Source organism: Ignavibacteriota bacterium, assembly GCA_013285405.1.
In the GTDB taxonomy this organism is placed as follows: Bacteria; Bacteroidota; Ignavibacteria; order Ignavibacteriales; family Ignavibacteriaceae; genus IGN2.
This window is the reverse complement of record CP053446.1, coordinates 2,177,986-2,198,420: the sequence shown is the minus strand read 5'-3', so window position 1 is coordinate 2,198,420 and position 20,435 is coordinate 2,177,986. Positions and strand designations below refer to the sequence as shown.

The following is a 20,435-nucleotide window of genomic DNA, read 5'->3' as shown; positions in this document are numbered from 1 at the left end:
TGTTACGAATTCTTTCTCCAATCAAAATCCGTTTTAAAGATAAGAGATAAAATCTTCCGCATGCTGGCTCTTTCAATCTTTTTTAATCGATTTCTCTCGTTTGAGATAAAAAATGAGCTTATAAAAGAGAATAATATTCGAAGAGTGAATCCTTCGAATACTAATATTCGTAATAAAAATAAATTGATAACTCCATAATGCTTTTGAAAGAAATAGAACATTCCTCTGTACCGTTCTACTAAAAGATTATTTACCGCTTGTTTTTGCACACGCTGTCCGGTTGAATGTCCAAACAGATGAATGATATTAGAAGTCGGTAGAAAAACAGATTTGTAACCTGCTTGTTTAAATCTGTAACTCCATTCTACTTCTTCGTTGTAAAGAAAAAAAGCTTCATCTAAAATACCGATTTTATCAATTGCTTCTTTCTTCACCATCATACAAGCCCCTGTTACATGATCAACTTCCCTGCTACTGTTATGATCCCAATAACTCTCCAATGATTTTGACTTTAAAAATTTCTTCAACAAAGCCGCAGTCTTACTTTCATAACCAATCATATTTTTTATAAACTCATTTGCATGAACAAACTCTTTAAGCAAAGATGGGAAAGAATGAGTTGATCTCTCTATTTCTCCATTTGTATTAAAAATTTTACAACCAACTATTGCAACATCGTCGTGGTTCTCTAGATAATCAATCATCGGTTGAAATGAATTTTCATTTACTCTTGTATCGGGATTCAAGAGTAGGATATATTTTCCTTTAGATCTTTTTATACCTATGTTGTTTGCAGCAGCGAAACCAATATTTTTTTCATTATAAATAAATTTAATGGTGGGGAATTCTGGTTCTATACCTTTTATACTATCAGAAGAGGCATTATCAATTACAAACATTTCAGTTGAAGTTGAACTAGTACTTTGCACTAAAGAGTTTAGACAGTTGAAAAGTACTTGTTTACTGTTATAGTTAATAATAATTACTGACAGTTCCATATTGGGATCTTTTTGCTCTGCTTTTTCTAAGTTCCAGATAATATTTTCTACCTAGACAAACTATCGGATTAAACTTACCATAATTTGAATGCTTCTCATTCAAATATTTTGCATTCTGATACATCTTACTCCAATCTTTAGTTAAGGAGCCGGTATCAGAAGTTCTTCTTACTGAACAAGTAACTTTTTTAATGTGTTTGAAATCATAAATGCGACTCATCCTTATCCACATATCCATATCTTCATCAGTACTAAGCTTTTCGTCAAAGTAACCTACGACTTCAAAACATCTACGATGATGCATAACACAAGGTGTAAAAATATAATCCTTAATTAATAACAAATTTCTATTAAAATCTTTAGAATACTCCACGAACTTCTTCGTTGTAAAATAAGTATTATCTTTTTTATCCTGTAACTCAACAAGGGCATCAGTGTACGCAAACATAATCTCAGAATTTTCCAGAAAATCGTACAGAGTTTGTAAATGCTCAGGATGATACCAATCATCGTCATCTAAATAAGCTACATATTTACCGGAAGCGGCTTTTAATCCAATGTTTTTAGCGTGAGAAACATTCCCTTTAATCTCTGAGTCATAAAGCCTAATACTAATTCTTCCAGAGAATCTTTCAATTAAATCTGATATTTTCACCTCGCCATTATTTATAACAATTACTTCAAAATCTTTAAAGGATTGATTTGTCAGACTTTCAAGTGCATCATCCAAAAAATTTGGACGGTCGAAGGTAGGTATTATTACACTTACTGAAACCTTATACATTAATTCACTAGTTAGTGAATACCTTAAACTCGATATATCAAATGAGGAATATTTACTTAAATAATTGTCGCACAGAGCCATTGCATTTTTGTTCAACCCTAAATGGCTATTCAATTTAACTGCAAAAAATGTAACGAACTCTCTTGTTTCCAGTCTTCGTGCTGGAGATATGATTTTGAACAATAATTTCCAAAAGTAGAAGAGTAATTTTCCTGCCTGACTCCATTTATTATAATAATGAATTTTAATTTCTAATTCTTGAAAGCTTAAATAGCGAATATATTGCTCGCAATATTTATTTCGGATATGATATGATTCTGTAATTCCCTTTTTCTGTTCTTTATATTCCTTGTTCTCCCTGCTTGTTGAAAGGTAATAGGAACCTAAAACTTTCGGTATGTGATAAAGCTTATACTTAAGTGCAACTTTACAAGCAAAATCATAATCGCCTGCGACTTCCAAATTTTCATCAAACCATATTTCATCCTCTAAATGAAGTGAAGCTCTCCACATAGGTTGCGGTCCTGTTAAACTTGCTTCTAACAATCTTGTAATAGAAAAATCATTCCACCTTCGAATTTTGTTTCTTTTTATCTCATCAAATTTCTCGTTTGATGTATACGAATATTTCTGATCAGCGGACACGATTGCAACTTTGGGATTTTTTTCCAGATGTGAAGCTAAAATTTCTAAGGCATCTTTCTTAAGTCTGTCATCTGTGTTAGCATTCGTAATGTATTTACCATTCGCAACCTTAATTCCCCTATTCCAGGCTTTGTAAATAGACTCCCGTTGTTCAGTTCTTAAATAGTGAACATTAGTGTAGTTTCTTAAATAAGGCTGAATTATTTTTCCCTCATTTTCTGCGGAACCACTATTTACAATTATTATTTCTATTCTATCAGCTATAGTTTGTTCGAGTAGATCGACAATTCTACCTTCAATAAATTTCTCGGAATTATAAGTTGAGATTATAGCGGAGACAACTGGATTTGGATTAGTCATATACTATGTAATAATGTTAAACTAACGTTACAAAATCAAAAATACCAATTTAATTAATCAAGTCTTAAATCATATTTAATGGTATGATCAATCATTTTTTCACAAAAATTTTATCGGCGACTTTCAACAAAGTGCTTTCGCTGACTGCAAATTTATTAATTTCTTCTCTTGAAAATATTTTCAGCACACGAAACATGTATACAGATACCGTTATCAAAACCAGAGGGATAATTATAATCTTAAGAATATCCTTCTCTATAATTTCAGATAAAGCTAGTCCTATTAAAATATTAATGCTTAGAATCAGAAAGGACTTCCAAAGTTGTTTAAAATTATCAAGTATTAGACTATTTAAATATTTTTTCTGATAATACAGTGTTAATGTGAATGAGCTTAAAATTGACCCAACACTGCTAATTACTGCTGCATTGTAGCCAATCCAAGGTAATGTAAGAAAGAAAAGACAGGTGTTCACAATGACGTTCAAAATCTGTATGATAATTGTTTTTCCCGGGTAACCTTTTGCCATTAAGTATTGATACACCGGAACTACTATAACAGCAAGCAAATATGCAACAGTGATCGAAATCATACTTACTGAAATAACTTCAACATCATTCCCAATCCAGATTTCAACAAATGGCTTAGAAACATATATAACAATGCATACAATGGGAATAATTAGAAAAGCTGTTTTTTGTTCAACAGTATGAATTAATTTTCTAATTTTTTCCTTATCGCTAAGCTGTGAAATAAATGGAAAGAGTGGATAAAATACACGGCTTGTAAGATTCCAAAGTTGATTTTTTAACCTTATTGCTATATCAAAAAAAGCGACTTCAGTCAGTCCAACAAAATGACTGATAAGCAGTTTTGTGAGGGGTTCATGAAAAAAGCTAATTGAGCCGCTTAAATAAAGTTTAACACCATATGAAAGTTGCTTTTTTGCGGTGATTAAGAAATTCTTTCTAACACCTCGTAATTTAAAACTGCCCCAGGTTTTCTTAAATAAGATGTATACTACAACAAACCACACTATTGTCGCTGTCAGAATGCTAATGCTAATTGCAGTGAACCCGGGAAATTTAAGCAGTGACAGAAGAATTAGTCCCCAATAAAGAAAGTTATAAAGTATGAGAGCGGCATTATTCAGGTAAACTTTCTGCTGAGCATCTAAAACGGCACTAAATATTTGTCCGAGTAACAAAAAACAGTTTGAAATAATAATCGCATTAAAAAGTAAGGTTGTTCCGGATGTAATATATACTTGGCTTATGTTAAAAACGTTGCTTAAAAAAAACTCAGTAAAGAAAATAGCAGCTGTTGAGATTGGAATGAGAACAATAAAAAGCAATGAGAAACTAACTGCTATATCATAATTTGATTGTTGAGACCTTCCTTGTTCTGCAACATACTTAATTAGGGAAGTATTTAATCCCAAATTCATAAATACATTCAGGTTGTTGAATAATAATAACAACGAGAAAATACTATAAGAATGTAAACCAAGTGTGCTTATAAAAACTGGGATTACAATAAAAATTAGAACTGTGTTAAGGATTACCTGAAAAGTTCCTGTAATTGAGCTCCAGAGGAGTTTCTTCTTCATCAGGATTTAAGGTTAAGATTGTACTTGGGGAGATGGCAGTCTTTTATACAGATAAGCTCATTAGCTGCTGTATTTGCTAAATCAATTTCAACAAGTTTTCTTTCTTTTATTGTAAAAAATCTATAAGACAACTCTTTCATAAAAAAAACAAACTCATCCTGTGAAGATTTTATACCATTGGTTATACTTCTATTAAATTCGCAAATAATTATAGGGGAATGGTCTGATCTTAAGATATTCTTGGCTCCTTTCAGAACTAAGAAATCAGCACCTTCAACATCAATCTTTAAAATATCTATATCCTTAATATTATTTTTCAGACAGAAATCATCAAGACGAATTGAATTAATTTTGATTACTTTCTGTACCTGCTTCATTGGGGTACTGATCAGTGAATTATACGCATCATCCTCACAAACATAAAATTGATTTGAACCTGTAAAATCAGAAACGGCAAGTTTCAATGTTTCAATATTCTTTACAGCATTAATTCTTATGTTTTCAGTTAAACGGTTATATGCCCAATCTGCTGGCTCAAAGGCAAAAATTTTTCCGCCAGCTAAGATATTTTTACTCGCTAGAAGAGAATAGATTCCGATATTAGCACCAATATCAAAAAAAACTGAACTCCTTTTTAGTAATGTCCTCAAGAATTCAATTATTTCAATTTCGAACTCTCCCCAGTAAAAATGTTTGTCAACGTCTCTGGAAACATCTAATTTAATTTTGAATCCATATTTAGTTTTTTTTACAAATTCTTTATTTAGAATGTATTCACGAATTAACTTTTTTGTTTTTCTCTGTATTCTATAAAAAATATTCATGTCATGTACTCGCTATGCCTGTTCTACGCCCTAAAATTTTCCTGTTAGCAATTGATAAACCTAAAAGTACTCCCCACAGCACAATTCCGTGTCCCCACAACCAGGCGTCTGTAACAATCATCGAAAGCAGAGTATAAATAGTTAACCACAGAATTAGCTCAGAATAAAAAAGTTCGTCTTGGGATCTACTTAGCTTGTAGTTTTTTATTGCATAAAGTATAGTTGAGATTAAAAAAAACATGAAGCCTAAAAATCCTAGTATACCACCTTCAGTAAGGATTGCTAAGAATGTTTCATGAGGTGTAAGTTTTTCAATAAACGATTTGTAAAGAAACGGATCTACGTCAGAATATTCTTTGGAAACAAATGGGAATCCATAAATTCCAACACCAATAACAGGGTTATTAATAAAAGCCTCCCATGCAGCTGACCAAATGAAATATCTTGTTACCAAAGAATTTATTTGGAGAGTTAGTCGCATCGGATCGTCTGTTTGCTCAATCTTTTTTATTTCTACTCGTTCAAAATAATCTTTGTTTACATCCTTTAAAGTCAGAGTAAAAATGCTTATAGCAAAAATGATTGAAATAAAACCTACAGATAATTTTAGTCGGCTCAATTGATACTTTTGGCTGCTAAAAAATAAGTGCAAAAAACTTAAGAATAGAGTAGCTCCGGTCACTAACCAGATACTTCGGGTTTGAGTAAAGATAAGAGCAAGCGAAAGAATACACAAAACAATCAGACTTATCAGCTTTCCTCTTTTCTTAAGCATTAAGAAAATGAATGAAATCACAATTGAATATCCAACATAGTCGACGTACATAATACCTGAAAAACCGAATACTCTTTGGCCAGTTAGTAATGCCAATGCTACAACAAAAAGTCCATTAATTAATGAAACAGCTAAAAATAAAATAATTAAATCTCTAATTTGAAAATGATTTTGTATAGATGCGGAGATTATGGTAAACGTCAAGACAAAAAAGATAAGATGTAATGACAATGGCAGAGCTTCTGTAACATTCGATATTAAGTTATAATAGGATGGAATTAATGAAAGAATGAAAATTCCAAAATAATTTAATATTTTGTTTTTAAATTCTTGGAACTCATACTTATGAGTTAAAAGAAACGATAACACTACGAACAACACGAGTAATTCAGAAATTGAGAAATAAAAAAAATTGAGGTTAACAAAGATGGAAATAATCAGAATTGAATATGTCAATCTGTAATTTAGAATTATAAAAAGGCATAAGGGGACTGATATTATTATTACATAATAGCGGGCTTTAATATCTAAAGTTGTAATAAGCAGAACAATAGCCGCTGCGAGTATAAATGCTATTAGTAATTGGAGGAGTAAGTTTTTCTGATTATTCTCAGTATTAATATTTGTAGTGAGAATTTGCAAAAAGTTTATCTTCGTTTGAAAAAATTTATGTTTGACAGGATGAATTCAACTTTAGGATTTTTTGAATTCCTAAATACTTCTCTGAAGATAAGGAAAGAAGCAAAGAGTAAGAATATTATCAATGTAGTTATCGCTGACATTAATAGCCTCGGTGGATAAGCTTTTTTCTCAGGAACAACTCCATAATCAATTACTTGTAAAACCGGAATATTTTTTTGCTCTTCGAGCTTAGCCTGTTCATATATAGGGACTATAAATTCCAGGATGGCAGTATATATTTCAATATCCCGGTACAATCTTAAAAACTTTTTCATATTTTCAGGTAATGAATTAAGCGCCAATAAAAAGCTTTCTTCATTTTTATTTCGCTTTAAACCATTAAATTCCGATTCCATCAAACTCACTTCCCTTCTTAACAAATCTACCTGGGGAGATTCCTTTTCATACATATTTTCTAATATTTCTAATTCAATCTTTTTCATTGTGATTTTAGTCTCTAATTCAGTATAAGTACCTGCAATCAATTTAAGTTGCTCTTTTGCTTCATACAATCCTGTACTTTCTTGAAAATGTTGCAGAGAATCTTCAACAATTCTCAAATTTTCTTTTAGTTCAGCGTAACGATTCTCCAAAAAGATCCTATTATCCCTTGATTTGGCAATATTTAATTCAATCACTTTCTGATTTAGAACCTCCAGAAGATAGTTTACTATCTCGGCAGATTTTTCTCTGGTTTTTGCTCGCACCGATATCTCAAAAGCATCTTCATCGGTCACTTCTGCTTCTATTTTCTTTGATACTAGCTTGACAGCTTTTTCCATGCTGTTTAGGTTGTAATCATTTAAGAGATCAAATTTCTTAATTACATTTTCCAGATTTGATCGACTATAAATAATAGTTATATATAGATCGGTACTAGCTGATTTTGAACTTCCACCAAGTCCTAAAGGGAGGTCTTTAAGATTTTTCATAATACCTGATATGCTGCCTGTTGGTGAGGAATCGTCTGAAGGTATGATTAAAGCTTTTGATTCAAATTCTTCATCAATAACAAAGTAGATAACGAGATAGGATATTACAAAAGTGGAAACTATTAAAATCAATAAAAAAATCTTCCATTTTGTAAGAACTACTAAAAGATCCAGAAAATCCAGTCCTTTATATTCTGCCATGAATTAAATATTTCCCTTATGATTATCTATGAAAAAGTTGTTTTTTCATCTGAAATGAAAATGTCAAGATTAAAGAATATTCCTTTGAAAAATAACTATATTTTACTTTATTGCTCATACGAAATTTGTTTATGAAGCTGGTCAAAGACGTTTGATATTAACGAAAGATTATTTATTTTTGAAACGAATTTTAATAATTAAGTAAAAATCAATACAATTATAGATAATTTGCTACTTTAATAAAAAACGTTTATCAGGAACTTTTATTACCAGAGTAGCAGATTTACGCCGATTTTAGGGAATAGCTCTGGTCGGTTTTTTAGTTTTAAACATAATGGAACAAAATACGGAGGAATTATTCTAAATCTTCGATACTGTAATAATACACAGACATTCATTAACAAAAAGGAAGGAAAGCTGAGATGAACCAAATAAAAGCAAAAATAGACAATCCTCTGTCTGAATTAATTAGTGACGAAATCTTTGAGTTGTTAGAAGTTCATGGATTGATTGATGAAAAAGCGGTTCGCGATTATCAGATTCGTAAAAAGTTCAAAAGCCTGAGGGCTGGTAAGGTAAGTGCAGGTGATGCAATTGATGCAATCAGGGAAGAATATCCTTATTTGCAATTCGATACAATCAGAAAGATTGTTTATCAGATTAGTAAATAATAAAACTTGACAAATAGCGCTTATCAATTTATATTTCTAATGACTCTTTCAAAGGGTTCTCCCCTGCCCTTTGATGTAACAGAGTCGAGCCCAGTGGTCCCCCATCGCTGGGCTTTTTAATTTTTTTTTTAGGAGTAATTATGGCAACCAAAATCAAAAAAAGAACAATCAAACAGACAAAAAAAATATCTGTTTCCCCTTTCAATATTTATTGGGATAAAAGGAACTATTACCTGCTTGCGCTCGGTCTGATTGTAACAATTATTGGATTTTATTTTATGACCATCGGTCCCTGGGATAGTTTTTCTTCTCTGGTAATCTCACCAATACTACTCTTTATAGCTTATGTCATCATTTTTCCATTATCAATTTTTTTAAGAAAGAAATCAGATAAAGAACAAGTTTCCCAAATGGGCAGGCAGGATAGCGAAAGTGATCCTGGCAAGAGTTAAAGGAAACCTGGTTTCGACTCAGAAAAATTCTAATCTTGTCGGGCAAAAATTGTTGCTCGTTCATCCGATTGATTTAAATGATAATTACATTGGTAGTAATGATGTTCTTGCTATTGATGTTGCAAATGCAGGAATTGGTGACACTGTTTTGCTTGTTCAGGAAGGAAAAGCTGTTCAGCAAATTCTTGGACATAAAAAAGCTCCAGTTCATTCAATAGTTGTAGCTGTTGTTGATTCAATCGATGTGAACGAGAAATACACTTCTAAAAAATAAAAATTCTTTAATGTGAGCAAATTAAATTTTGAACAGTTAACCGATCTGTTTCTGCTTTTATCGATTGATGGGATTGGTCCCGGCAAATTCAGAAATCTGCTGGCAAAATTCAGAAGTACGAAAAATATTCTTTTAGCTGACTCCCAATCTTTGATGAATGTTGAAGGCATCAGTACAAACCTTGCAAAACGAATCAGAAAAGCTTCACACGAAAGAGCAGAGACAGAAAAATTCACTGAGAAAGAATTAAAAAAATTAGAAAAACTTGGCGGGAAATTAATTACAATCTGGGATAAGGAATATCCTGCAATCCTGAAAAAGATTTACGACCCACCAATTCTTTTTTATCTGCTTGGAGAGATGACTGACAGTGACCAATATTCAATTGCGATTGTCGGAACACGGCAGCCAACAAATTATGGTAAAGTTCATGCAGAAAAAATTTCAATGGACCTTGCTAAACAGGGAATTACAATCGTAAGCGGAATGGCAAGAGGAATTGATTCGGTGGCGCATAATGCTGCAATCAAATCAGCAGGAAGAACAATAGCAGTTATCGGAAGTGGATTAGATGTTATTTATCCTGCTGAAAATAAAAAATTATTTGAGAAAATTACCGAATGTGGTGCTGTGATAAGTGAATTTTCTCTCGGCACACAACCCGATGCACAAAATTTTCCAAGAAGGAACAGAATTATTTCCGGACTAAGTCTTGGTGTTATTGTAATTGAAACAGGACTCCAGGGTGGTGCAATGCAAACAGCAGCATTTGCTCTTGATCAGGATAGAGAAGTTTTTGCATTACCGGGAAATGTTGGAGTTAAACAATCAGAGGGAACAAATCTACTAATTCAAAAATCAGAAGCTGAATTGATTACTTCAGCAGAGGATGTTATTACCGAACTTGAACTTAAACTTAAACCAGTGCTTGGTAAAAATATTCCGAAACAGCAAGTTGATTTGAGTTTATTTGAAGAAAAAATTATTAACGTAATGAATTCTGAACCGCTGCACATTGACAAAATTGCTACGCTTGCAAATCTTTCGACATCAGATTGTTTAGTTAATTTGCTTTCGCTTGAGTTTAAAGGATTGATTAAGCAGCTGCCAGGGAAGATGTTCGCGCTGCTCTAAAATCCAAATCACAAAACACAAAACCCAAATAAATCACAAATATCAAACAAAATTTCCAGACAATTTTTGAACTTTAGATTTTCTAAATTTAATATTATTTGTGATTTGTAATTTGAACATTGCGATTTGATCAATTGTATTTCTTCTTCTCTTTCCATAAAAACTTAAGTCGGTCTTTCAGATTTTTTTCCTGCCCATTTTCTGTTGGGAAATAAAATTGCTTCCCGTCCATCTCATCAGGAAAATATTTTTCAATTAAAAAATTATTTTCAAAGTCGTGAGGATATTTGTATTTCTCACCGTAGCCAAGTTCTTCCATCAACTTTGTTGGCGCATTTCGTAAATGAACAGGAACCTGATAAAGTGGTTGGTTTTTTACTTCATGTTCCGCTTTCGAAATTCCGATATAAGATGCATTACTTTTCGGACTGGATGCGAGATATGTTGTACACTGTGCTAAAATAATTCTCGCTTCCGGCATTCCTATTTTTTCAACTGCACCAAAAGCAGCTTCAGCCAGAACAAGTCCGTTTGGCGCTGCATTTCCAATATCCTCAGAAGCCAGAACAATTAATCTTCTTGCAATGAATAATGGGTCTTCACCACCTTCAAGCATCCTTGCAAGCCAGTAAAGTGCTGCATCAGGATCACTTCCGCGAACACTTTTGATGAAAGCTGAAATTAAATTGTAATGTTCTTCTCCACCTTTATCGTAAACAACATTTTTTCTTTGAATAATATTATCGAGAAGTTCTTTTGTTACAATGATTTTTTCCTTTTCAATCTCCTGAATGATTGCTGATTCAAATATGCTCAGCATTATTCTTGCATCGCCGCCAGACAGATATAGCAAATAATCTTCAGCCGGTACTTCAATATTATATTTCAACAGGTATTCATCTTTTGAAATTGCATTGTGCAAAATTTTGTGAAGATCATTTTTTGAAAGTTCATTCAGCACATAAATTCTTGCACGCGAACGAAGAGCAGGAATTACTTCGAACGAAGGATTTTCAGTAGTTGCACCGATTAAAATTATTAAACCAGTTTCAACTGAATGAAGCAATGCATCCTGCTGAGCTTTGTTGAAGCGATGAATTTCATCAATGAAAAGAATTGACCGAAGTCCGAGACTTTTATTATGTTCGGCAATCTGAATAATATTTCTGACATCCTTCACTCCAGCAGAAACAGCACTGATCTGATAAAATTTTGAGTCAGTTTCATTTGCGATAATTTGTGCGAGAGTTGTTTTACCAGTTCCCGGTGGTCCCCAAAGAATAAATGAAGTGACCGTTTGATTTTCAATCATCAACCGGATTGGTTTGCCTTCACCAACGAGATGTTCCTGTCCGTAAAATTCTGTAAGAGATTTTGGTCTTACTCTGTCAGCAAGCGGAGTGTTCGGTAATCCGGTTTTGTCATCACTTTTCTTCGATTTCAATTACTGTCTCATCTTTTCTTTTCATATTATATTTTTCGCGGGCGATTTGTTCCATCTTTGCAGGAATCTTTTTTTGCAATGAATCAATTTCATTTTTTAGTTGTTCGTTTTCGAGTTTTATTTTCTCAAGTTCGACCTGCATCGAGTCAACCTGGTTTTTCAATCCGGTATATTTAATCAAACCACGTTCGTTAAAAAAAATATAAAGTAAGCCAAGAACAATAATGGCTATAAATAAATACAGAACAAGTTTCTTTTTATTCTTTGCCATTACAAAGCCTGTTTAATTATTTTATCAACCAATTCATCGAATGAAATTCCAACTGCCTTTGCTGCTTTTGGAACCAGACTTGTCGGTGTCATTCCTGGCAATGTATTTACTTCAAGACAAAATAATTCATTCTGATTATTCATTCTGAAATCAACTCTTGCATAACCTTCGCAGCCGAGAGAATGAAATGCAGTTATTGCCTGCTGCTGTGCTTTCTTTGCAACATCGTCAGGAATGTTTGCAGGAACAATGTATTCACTCATACCGGAAGTGTATTTATGTTTGTAATCATAGAAACCACTTTTCGGAACGATCTCAAGAACTGGTAACGCTTCATTTAAAAGTACCGTGACAGTTAATTCTCTCCCGGGAATATATTTTTCAATCAATGCTTTGGAAGAATATTGCTGAGCAAGTGCAATTCCTTCTTCAACTTCGGATTCATCTTTAACAAATTTTAATCCGACTGTTGAACCCTGATCATTCGCTTTTATGATACATGGAAATCCGAATCGCCGCTTAATTTCATCAGCAATAAGAACAGGTTCGAAACTTTTGTAATTAATAGTAAACCAATCAGCGGTTTGAACTCCGGTCTGTCTGAAAATTACTTTCGACATATCCTTATCCATTGCAAGAGCACTTGCAAGAACTTTTGATCCGATATATTTTAATCCGCGGAGTTCAAGTAGTGATTGAATTGTACCATCTTCAGCCCACTTTCCGTGCATTGCAGAAAAAACAATATCGACATTATCAAACATCGTAGAATTAATTGCATCAATACAATTCCGGTTAGATATTTCAGAATAATCTTTTTCAGAAAAGAATTGCATTTCTTCTTTTGGCTGATGCAATCCATAAGCCGGATCAATAACAACTGCAGGATATTGAAGATTCTTTAAAGCCTGCAAAATTCCTTTGCCTGATTTTTTTGAAACATCTCTTTCGGGAGAAGTTCCACCGACTAATAATGCTATTTTGGGTTTTACTTTAATCATTTACCTTTTACTATTTTTACTAACCCAATTTCTTATAGAAATTGGGTTAGTCTGTTAGTTAAAAAACATTTCTCGGATCCTGTGTAATTCCGTAAGTCTCTTCGGATAATTCAACTAATCTTTTCACATCTTCGGGAGATAACTCATTTGGTTTTCCAAGCAATCGCGCTTTGAATAAAGTTTCTGCTGCGTGTTCAAGTTTTTCCATTTTGTAATAAGCATCATCAACATTTTTTCCGAGTGTCATTGCACCGTGATTTTGTAATAGAAATGCCCAGCCGTATTCAATAAAAGGGTCGAGACTCAACGGGAGATCATTTGTTGATGGTGCTGCATACTTGCAAAGGTGAACTTTCCCGAGTGTTAAAATCACTTCAGGGAAATAATGATTAACAAGTCCTTCACCCAAAAGTGAAAAAGCGGTTGAATGAATTGGATGACAATGCACAACTGCATTTACATCTTTTCTTTTTGAATATGCATAAAGATGTAATTTAAATTCAGTTGTGATTTTTCCTTCGCCTTTTAAATGTTTTCCGTTGAAATCAAATTCAAGAATATCTTTTTCTGTTATTTCTCCTTTGCAGATTCCTGAACGAGTAATGAGAATTGTATTATCATCAGTGATCAGTGAAACATTTCCATCACTGGCTGCAACAAACCCTTTCTGATAAACTTTGTGACAAACAGAAATGAGCTTATCTATCTCTGACATTTTCTTTCAAGCTCTTCCATTAATTTCATATTGATCAATCCGTCTTCGCCAGTAACAGGTGGTGTCTGATTTTTCAAAAATGATTTTTGAATAGCCCGCATCATAAACAAAAATTTATTACCACGCTTGCGGAAACTTTTTTTTGCTTCACCATCAAGCTGAATAGTAAGTTTTGAAGGAACTCCTTTTACTCCAATAAAATTTTCGATGCTTATTGCACCAGTGTGTCCAAGTATTTCAATCCTGTTGAATGCTTTTTTAGTGTTGTAAGAAACATTGAACGAACCATAGTTTCCATTCTCGTACTTTACAATTGCTGATACATAATCTTCAACTTCATAATTATAAATGATGTTATCCATATAACCATTTATCTCTGAAATTTCTCCGCCAAAAAATCTTAACAAATCAATTAAATGAGTTCCGAGATCACGCAAGGCACCACCGCCACTTAAATCTTTTTTAAATCTGAAATTATTGCCCGGTGGAAAATCAAGATTGAATGAGAGATTTATACTTACAAGTTTTCCAATAGTCTGATTTTTTATTAATTCTTTTGCTTTTATTACATGAGGATGGAGACGATGAACATAATTTACTGCAAACAAAACATTATTTTTTTTGCAGACCTGAACCATTTCTTCTGCTTGCTTGCTGGTAATCGATAATGGCTTTTCACAAAGAATATTTTTTCCGGCTTCCGCAGCTTTGATGACCTGTTCATAATGATGTGCATTTACACTTCCGATAAAAACGCAATCAATATCTGATTTCAGAAATTCATCATAGCTGTCAAAATATCCTGAAGCGCCGGATAATTCAGCAAGTTCTTTTGCCCTGTTAAGATTATGACTATAAAATGATTGAACAAAACTTCTTCTTAAAAATTTTATTGTGGGAATAAAAGTGTGCTCGCTAAATCTTCCACAGCCTGCAACTCCCCATTTTAATTTTTTTACGACAGGTTTTCTTACATTAACCATTTAAGCCGAACTGACTTTCTAAAAAACTTTATTAAATAATTTCAGACGTTCCATAACCATATTAGTCGGTCTGGCATTCAGCATAACATAAAAATGAACGCTTGGAACATTCTTATCAAGAAGTTCAAGAACCTGGTTTGCAGCCCATTCAACTCCGATATTCATAACTTCTTCCGGTTTTGCTTTTTCAATTTCGTCTGATAAAGCGGAAGGAATTGTAACGTGAAAATCTTTTGGAATAGAATGAAGCTGAGCTTTTGAAGTTAAAATTTTTAATCCCGGAATAATCGGAACATTTATTCCTGCTTCACGGCATTTATCAACATATTCAAAATAAAATTTATTATCATAATACATTTGAGTAACAATGTATTCTGCGCCGGCATCAACTTTTTCTTTTGCGAATTTAATATCAGCTTTTAAATTCGGAGCTTCAAAATGTTTTTCAGGATAACCACCGACACCAACACAAAAATTTGTTGGCTTTGCATCGAGCAGAGATTCCTCGAGATAAATTCCTTTGTTCATTCTCATAATTTGTTCAACAAGTTCAACTGAATTTCTGTTTGCACTTCTTCCAACAGGAATTGGTTTTTCATATCCGCTGTCGTCTCCGCGGATTGCAAGAATATTATCAATACCAAGATAATTCAACTCGATCATAAAGTCTTCTGTTTCTTCACGGGTAAATCCTTTTACAAGAATATGAGGAACAGCATCAACATTATATTTATTCTGAATGAGGGCACAGATTCCGAGAGTTCCGGGACGTTTTCTTTTTACTTTCTTTTTAATTCCTTCAGAGGTTTCCTCGTAGATAACTTCTGCGGAATGACTGGTAATATCAATAAACGGTGGTCTGAATTTTATTATTCCATCGAGAACGTGTAAAACATCCGTGATATCTCCGCCTCGTTTTGGAGGTATCAATTCAAAACTTATAAGAGGTTCTTTCGCCTTCTCTAAATGATCAATTACTTTCATTTAATCTCTTTTTGTTGGACAAATTATCTGTGTAAATATAGACAAAGTTAATAATAATTATGGTTTGATTAGAAGTGAATTATTTAAGGTAAAACTTTAAATATTTCTTTAACATTTTCAATAGGACTTTTTTCTTCACTATTTTTCAATAATTGTTTTATCTAAAAAGAATACTCATCTATTCTTTGATTATTTTCAAATAAAATTATGATCAAAAAATTAAAAATTCTTCTTTCATTCATCGGTTCTAATGATGCAGGTAAATTAGCCGGAAAACCTGATGGTGCTATCCTGACAGCTCTTGACAATGAAAAGTTTGATCAAGTTAAGCTTCTTTGGAATCGAGGGAAGACAACCGAAATCACTTATAAAAAAATTGCTGAATATCTTAAAAAAGAGATTAGTAAAAGAAAATTATCTAATTTAGTTTCAATTACAGAGTTGGCTATTACTGATATTACAAATCACAATAAGATTTATACACAATTAAAAGATTTTACAGATAAACTGGATAAAACTGACTCTTTTATTTACACAGCAGCAATATCATCTGGAACACCTGCGATGTCTGTCTGCTGGATACTATTGGCTGAATCGGGTGATTTTTCGGAATCAAATCCATTAAGGTTAATCCAAGTGAAAGATCCAAAGTTTGGTAAATCTGAAAACATTTCTGTTAAAATTGATACATCTTTACCAAGGATAGTAAGATTAAAAGAAGAGGTGAAAGGATTAAAGGATTTACTTCCATCGGCAACATTAAGCATTTCAAAACCAGGATTAATTATTGAGGATAAAGTAATTAGTTTGGCACCGGTGGAACTTTCTTATTACAGATATTTTGCAGAAAGGATCATCAACGATAAAGGTCTTGAAAAGTTTTCAGGGATAAATACATCCAATGCGTTCCTGAAACGAATTATCGAAATACACACCGAGCTCTTCCCCGATTTGGATTTAAACAGAATGGAATTGGAAGAAATGGAAAGAAATAAATTTGGTCTTTCGCTTTATACTTTCCGCGGAAATGTCTCAAAAATTAATAAGAAAATTAAAAAAGTAATTGAGAAGGAAGCAGTGTTAGAAGCATTTAAGATTAGCATTGAAGGACAGAGGGGGGCAAAATTTTATGGTCTAAAAGCAAATAAAAATAAGTTGAAAATAATTTATTAAGATTTGAATGATTAATGATTCAAAAATAAGCAAGCCAAATAAATACACTTCGCTAATCAGTGGAATTGCAGAACTACTCGAATCCGCCAGAAGCAAAACTACAAGGGTCATCAATGCAATCCTGACAGCTACCTATTGGGAAATTGGGAGAAGAATTGTAGAGTATGAACAATCCGGTGTGGTAAAAGCCAAATATGGGAAAAAATTATTGCAAAATATTTCAAATGATTTAACAAAAAATATTGGGAGAGGATTTTCTGTTGATAATCTGGAATTAATGAGATTGTTTTACCTGGCTTATCCAAAAGATAAGATTTCCGAGACGCTGTTTCGGAAATCCGACTCAAACAAATCCGATACATTGTCTCGGATTTTTAAATCTGAAAAACTTTATGATATTTTTCCACTTTCCTGGTCTCACTATGTTATATTGATTCGAAGGGCGAAGAAAAAAGAAGCTCGCAATTTTTATGAAACAGAAGCACTTAGAAATGGTTGGTCTGTAAGATTACTTGACAGGCAAATTTCATCTCAGTTTTATGAGAGAACATTGCTTTCAAAAAACAAAGCAGCAATGCTTAAGAAAGGCGAAAAACTTTTGCCTGAAGATATAGTTACGCCTGAAGAAGAAATTAAAGATCCTTTCATTTTGGAATTTCTTGGATTGAAAGATGAATACTCAGAAAATGAACTCGAAGAAGCATTGATAATTCATCTCGAGAAATTCCTTCTTGAGCTTGGTGGAGAATTTGCTTTCATTGGTCGCCAGAAACGATTGCGAATTGGAAATGAGTGGTATAGAATTGATTTGCTGTTTTTCCACAGGAAATTAAAATGTCTTGTAGTAATTGATTTAAAAGTTGGAAGATTCACTCACGCAGATGCCGGGCAGATGCATCTTTATCTTAACTTTGCAAAGGATAATTGGACTAATAAAGGTGAAAATCCGCCGGTTGGATTAATACTCTGTGCTGAAAAAGACAGTGCAGTAGCAAAGTATGCTCTTGCCGGGTTACCTAATAAAGTTCTCGCTTCAGAATATAAATTAACGCTTCCCGATGAGGAACTACTTGCAGGTGAAATCGAAAAGACAAGAAAGACAATTGAAAAAAGAAGGTTACTAAAATCTAAAAAGCTGAAGTAGATTGCCACAACATTGCCAAAATTCTTCCGATCTGAATTATTTTTATTTTGTATAATAAATTTTTATATGATCTCAATAATCGATGAAATTTCAATATGAGTTTTAATTCCTCCGAACAAGACGCAAGAATAGTTATTAACGATCTGTTAAAAGATTCTGGCTGGGATTTGAAAGATAGTTTCCAGGTGCGGACAGAAGTGCCTATTAATATAGTTAAAGAGAATCAGGATAAATATTCGGATAGAGATTATTCAGAAGATAAAACTCTTGGCAGAGCTGATTATGTTCTTTATGATCGAGATGGGAAACCACTTGCTGTAGTTGAAGCAAAGAAATCCGCACTTCATCCGTATCGAGCTAAGCAACAAACACTTCCTTATGCAAAAGCAATAGGTGCTCCGTTCATCTTTTTAACAAATGGAGAATTAATTTATTTCTGGGATTACACTAACGACGATGCAAGAATTGTAAACTCTTTTTATTCTCAGAAGGATCTAGAGAGAATAGTAAAGCAAAGAGCTAACAGAGAACCAATGGCTCATATGCCAATTCCTGATAATTACATCAGGCAAGGTGAAGTAAGAAATGTGAGAGATTACCAGAAGGAAGCAATGAAAGCTTTAGACCATTCCTTGGAATTAGGCAAAAGAAGATTCTTGATTGAACTTCCAACAGGTACAGGAAAGACCGACCTAATTGCTTTATATCTTAAAAGATTAATTGAAGCAGGAAGAGCAGAAAAAATTCTTTTTTTGGTTGATCGTGAACAACTCGCTAAGCAAGCTCTTGAAGCTATACAGGACATACTCAGGCAATACAGCAGTTATTGGTTAAGACCTGGAGTTATTAGAGAAGAAAAACAAATCACGGTTTGTTTATTACAGACAATGATTTCACGATATACCGATTATACGAGCGGATATTTTGATGTTGTTATTGCTGATGAATGTCATCGTTCAATTTATGGTGCCTGGCAGACAGCTTTAACACATTTTGATGCTTTTCACATTGGATTAACTGCCACGCCTTCAATATATATTGAAAGAAATACTTTTGATTTCTATCAATGTAAGAATGAAGCACCTGATTTCTCTTTACCAATTAGAAAAGCATTTGAAGGTGAATATTTAGTGCCCTATAAATTTGCAGAGAGAATTACAAAACTGATGACTGAAGGTGTAGAGGTTGATGAAGAATATTATGATCCAGCTGAGTTTGAAAGAATATGGACAAACGAAAAGACGAATCGTTTGATGATGGAAGAGTTTGACAAACTTGCTTGGGAAAATTATAAAGAACTTGCACCAGGACAATCAAAAGGTCCCGGCAAAACAATAGTTTTTGCAATTACGAAAAATCATGCAACAAGATTAGCAAAATTCCTCAATGAGTTACATCCTGAATCACGTGGACAATATGCAGAAGTAATTACTAGTGATGTGACAAATGCTGATGAACTGATAAGAAAATTTAAGAGAGAAGATTACCCGATGGTTGCTGTGAGTGTAGGAATGCTTGATACTGGTTTTGACTGTCGTGAAGTTTTACATCTTGTTATGTGTCGAAGAGTTCGATCTCCAATTCTCTATCAGCAGATGCGAGGCAGAGGAACAAGAACGTGTCCAAAGATTGATAAGAGGAAATTTATGATCTATGACTTCTTTGGTAATCACGAATACTTTAATGATAGCGAGGTGGATATTTTCTCTGGGTCTGGTTTTGGCAACGCTTATGAGACTAAACCAGATAAACCGAAAACTGCAAAAGAACTTATTGAACTTGGATTAGACGATGAATGGATGTATAGTGTAAAATATGTTGAAGTTGGTCCACAGGGCGAAAGAGTGGATAAAAAGGAATATGTTACTAATTGGGAACAGACCATAAAGCGGCAATTAGAAAATGATCCACTCATTGAAAAGATAAAAAATCAATCGGCTGCACAAGAAGAAGAAAGAGAAAAATATGGACTAACCCCAGAAGAAGAACAAAGTCTTGCGGAATCACTTAACTCTCCAGAAATGTATTTCAACGAAGACAATTTAAGAAAAGCATATCAGCAGCCTGGTGGTAACCTTATAGACTTTATTAAATATGCCTTAGGAACTGAAAAACAGAAGTCAAAAGAAGAAATTGTAACGGAAAATTTTCACGCCTGGCTCATAACAAAATCACTCTCACCTGAACAGGCTCAGTATCTTTCTATGCTGAAGAACAGAGGAATTGTGAAAGGTAAAATTGAGATGGAGGAATTATTTAAACCACCTTTATCAATATTGAATGCTGCTGGTTTGGGTGTAGAATTATTTGGCGAAGATGGGTTAAAAGATGTTATTAAAGAAATGAATGAATCACTATTTACGCTTAAAGCTGGATAACT

19 protein-coding genes are annotated in these 20,435 nt (G+C 33.3%); 7 read left to right on the top strand and 12 right to left on the bottom strand.

Annotated elements, in window-relative coordinates:
- Positions 1-2: 2 nt before the first annotated feature.
- The 6 genes from HND39_09520 to HND39_09495 form a co-directional block, all read right to left on the bottom strand.
- Positions 3-998 carry a glycosyltransferase family 2 protein gene (locus tag HND39_09520; GenBank protein QKJ96502.1) on the bottom strand — a complete coding sequence of 332 codons (996 nt, stop codon included), beginning with the start codon at positions 996-998 and terminating at the stop codon, positions 3-5.
- Positions 973-2,787: a glycosyltransferase gene (locus HND39_09515; protein QKJ96501.1), complete on the bottom strand. Its 1,815-nt coding sequence runs from the start codon at positions 2,785-2,787 to the stop codon at positions 973-975. Before HND39_09515 ends, HND39_09520 begins: the two co-directional genes overlap by 26 nt.
- Before the next feature lie 91 nt (positions 2,788-2,878).
- Positions 2,879-4,396, bottom strand: coding sequence for an oligosaccharide flippase family protein (locus HND39_09510; protein QKJ96500.1), 1,518 nt, complete (start codon positions 4,394-4,396; stop codon positions 2,879-2,881).
- A complete protein-coding gene (locus tag HND39_09505) occupies positions 4,396-5,220 on the bottom strand; it encodes an FkbM family methyltransferase (protein ID QKJ96499.1) in 825 nt (274 codons plus the stop codon). Before HND39_09505 ends, HND39_09510 begins: the two co-directional genes overlap by 1 nt.
- A 1-nt stretch (position 5,221) precedes the next feature.
- Positions 5,222-6,046, bottom strand: coding sequence for an O-antigen ligase family protein (locus HND39_09500; GenBank protein QKJ96498.1), 825 nt, complete (start codon positions 6,044-6,046; stop codon positions 5,222-5,224).
- Positions 6,047-6,642: 596 nt separating this feature from the next.
- Positions 6,643-7,809: a hypothetical protein gene (locus HND39_09495; protein QKJ96497.1), complete on the bottom strand. Its 1,167-nt coding sequence runs from the start codon at positions 7,807-7,809 to the stop codon at positions 6,643-6,645.
- A 422-nt stretch (positions 7,810-8,231) separates the two neighbouring features.
- Between HND39_09495 and HND39_09490 the strand changes: the two genes are divergently transcribed.
- The 4 genes from HND39_09490 (at position 8,232) to dprA (ending at position 10,340) form a co-directional block, all read left to right on the top strand.
- The gene (locus HND39_09490; protein ID QKJ96496.1) at positions 8,232-8,480 is read left to right on the top strand and encodes a hypothetical protein; all 249 of its coding nucleotides are present in this window, start codon (positions 8,232-8,234) and stop codon (positions 8,478-8,480) included.
- A gap of 140 nt (positions 8,481-8,620) precedes the next feature.
- Positions 8,621-8,932 (top strand): hypothetical protein, encoded by a 312-nt coding sequence (locus tag HND39_09485; protein QKJ96495.1) that lies wholly within the window; start codon positions 8,621-8,623, stop codon positions 8,930-8,932.
- A complete protein-coding gene (locus tag HND39_09480) occupies positions 8,913-9,206 on the top strand; it encodes a EutN/CcmL family microcompartment protein (protein ID QKJ96494.1) in 294 nt (97 codons plus the stop codon). The genes HND39_09485 and HND39_09480 overlap by 20 nt, the downstream gene beginning before the upstream one ends.
- Before the next feature lie 12 nt (positions 9,207-9,218).
- Complete coding sequence (gene dprA / locus HND39_09475) at positions 9,219-10,340, top strand: DNA-protecting protein DprA (GenBank protein QKJ96493.1); 1,122 nt, start codon at positions 9,219-9,221, stop codon at positions 10,338-10,340.
- 130 nt (positions 10,341-10,470) lie between these two features.
- On the opposite strand, the gene HND39_09470 is transcribed toward dprA, so the two are convergent.
- From HND39_09470 to HND39_09445, 6 genes are read right to left on the bottom strand one after another with little or no spacing between them, the layout of a single operon-like run.
- Positions 10,471-11,784, bottom strand: coding sequence for a replication-associated recombination protein A (locus HND39_09470; protein ID QKJ96492.1), 1,314 nt, complete (start codon positions 11,782-11,784; stop codon positions 10,471-10,473).
- Positions 11,765-12,055 carry a hypothetical protein gene (locus HND39_09465; protein QKJ96491.1) on the bottom strand — a complete coding sequence of 97 codons (291 nt, stop codon included), beginning with the start codon at positions 12,053-12,055 and terminating at the stop codon, positions 11,765-11,767. Before HND39_09465 ends, HND39_09470 begins: the two co-directional genes overlap by 20 nt.
- Positions 12,055-13,056, bottom strand: coding sequence for a D-alanine--D-alanine ligase (locus tag HND39_09460; protein ID QKJ96490.1), 1,002 nt, complete (start codon positions 13,054-13,056; stop codon positions 12,055-12,057). Before HND39_09460 ends, HND39_09465 begins: the two co-directional genes overlap by 1 nt.
- A gap of 58 nt (positions 13,057-13,114) precedes the next feature.
- Positions 13,115-13,771 (bottom strand): class II aldolase/adducin family protein, encoded by a 657-nt coding sequence (locus HND39_09455; GenBank protein ID QKJ96489.1) that lies wholly within the window; start codon positions 13,769-13,771, stop codon positions 13,115-13,117.
- The gene (locus tag HND39_09450) at positions 13,759-14,754 is read right to left on the bottom strand and encodes a Gfo/Idh/MocA family oxidoreductase (protein QKJ96488.1); all 996 of its coding nucleotides are present in this window, start codon (positions 14,752-14,754) and stop codon (positions 13,759-13,761) included. Before HND39_09450 ends, HND39_09455 begins: the two co-directional genes overlap by 13 nt.
- Before the next feature lie 18 nt (positions 14,755-14,772).
- The gene (locus HND39_09445) at positions 14,773-15,738 is read right to left on the bottom strand and encodes a methylenetetrahydrofolate reductase [NAD(P)H] (GenBank protein QKJ96487.1); all 966 of its coding nucleotides are present in this window, start codon (positions 15,736-15,738) and stop codon (positions 14,773-14,775) included.
- 207 nt (positions 15,739-15,945) lie between these two features.
- Here HND39_09445 and HND39_09440 point away from each other — a divergent pair, with 207 nt between their 5' ends.
- The 3 genes from HND39_09440 (at position 15,946) to HND39_09430 (ending at position 20,433) form a co-directional block, all read left to right on the top strand.
- The gene (locus HND39_09440) at positions 15,946-16,911 is read left to right on the top strand and encodes a hypothetical protein (GenBank protein QKJ96486.1); all 966 of its coding nucleotides are present in this window, start codon (positions 15,946-15,948) and stop codon (positions 16,909-16,911) included.
- 7 nt (positions 16,912-16,918) lie between these two features.
- On the top strand, positions 16,919-18,055 hold the full coding sequence (locus tag HND39_09435; protein QKJ96485.1) for a DUF1016 domain-containing protein: 1,137 nt from the start codon (positions 16,919-16,921) through the stop codon (positions 18,053-18,055).
- 95 nt (positions 18,056-18,150) lie between these two features.
- Positions 18,151-20,433 carry a DEAD/DEAH box helicase family protein gene (locus tag HND39_09430; GenBank protein ID QKJ96484.1) on the top strand — a complete coding sequence of 761 codons (2,283 nt, stop codon included), beginning with the start codon at positions 18,151-18,153 and terminating at the stop codon, positions 20,431-20,433.
- The last annotated feature ends 2 nt before the right edge of the window (positions 20,434-20,435 follow it).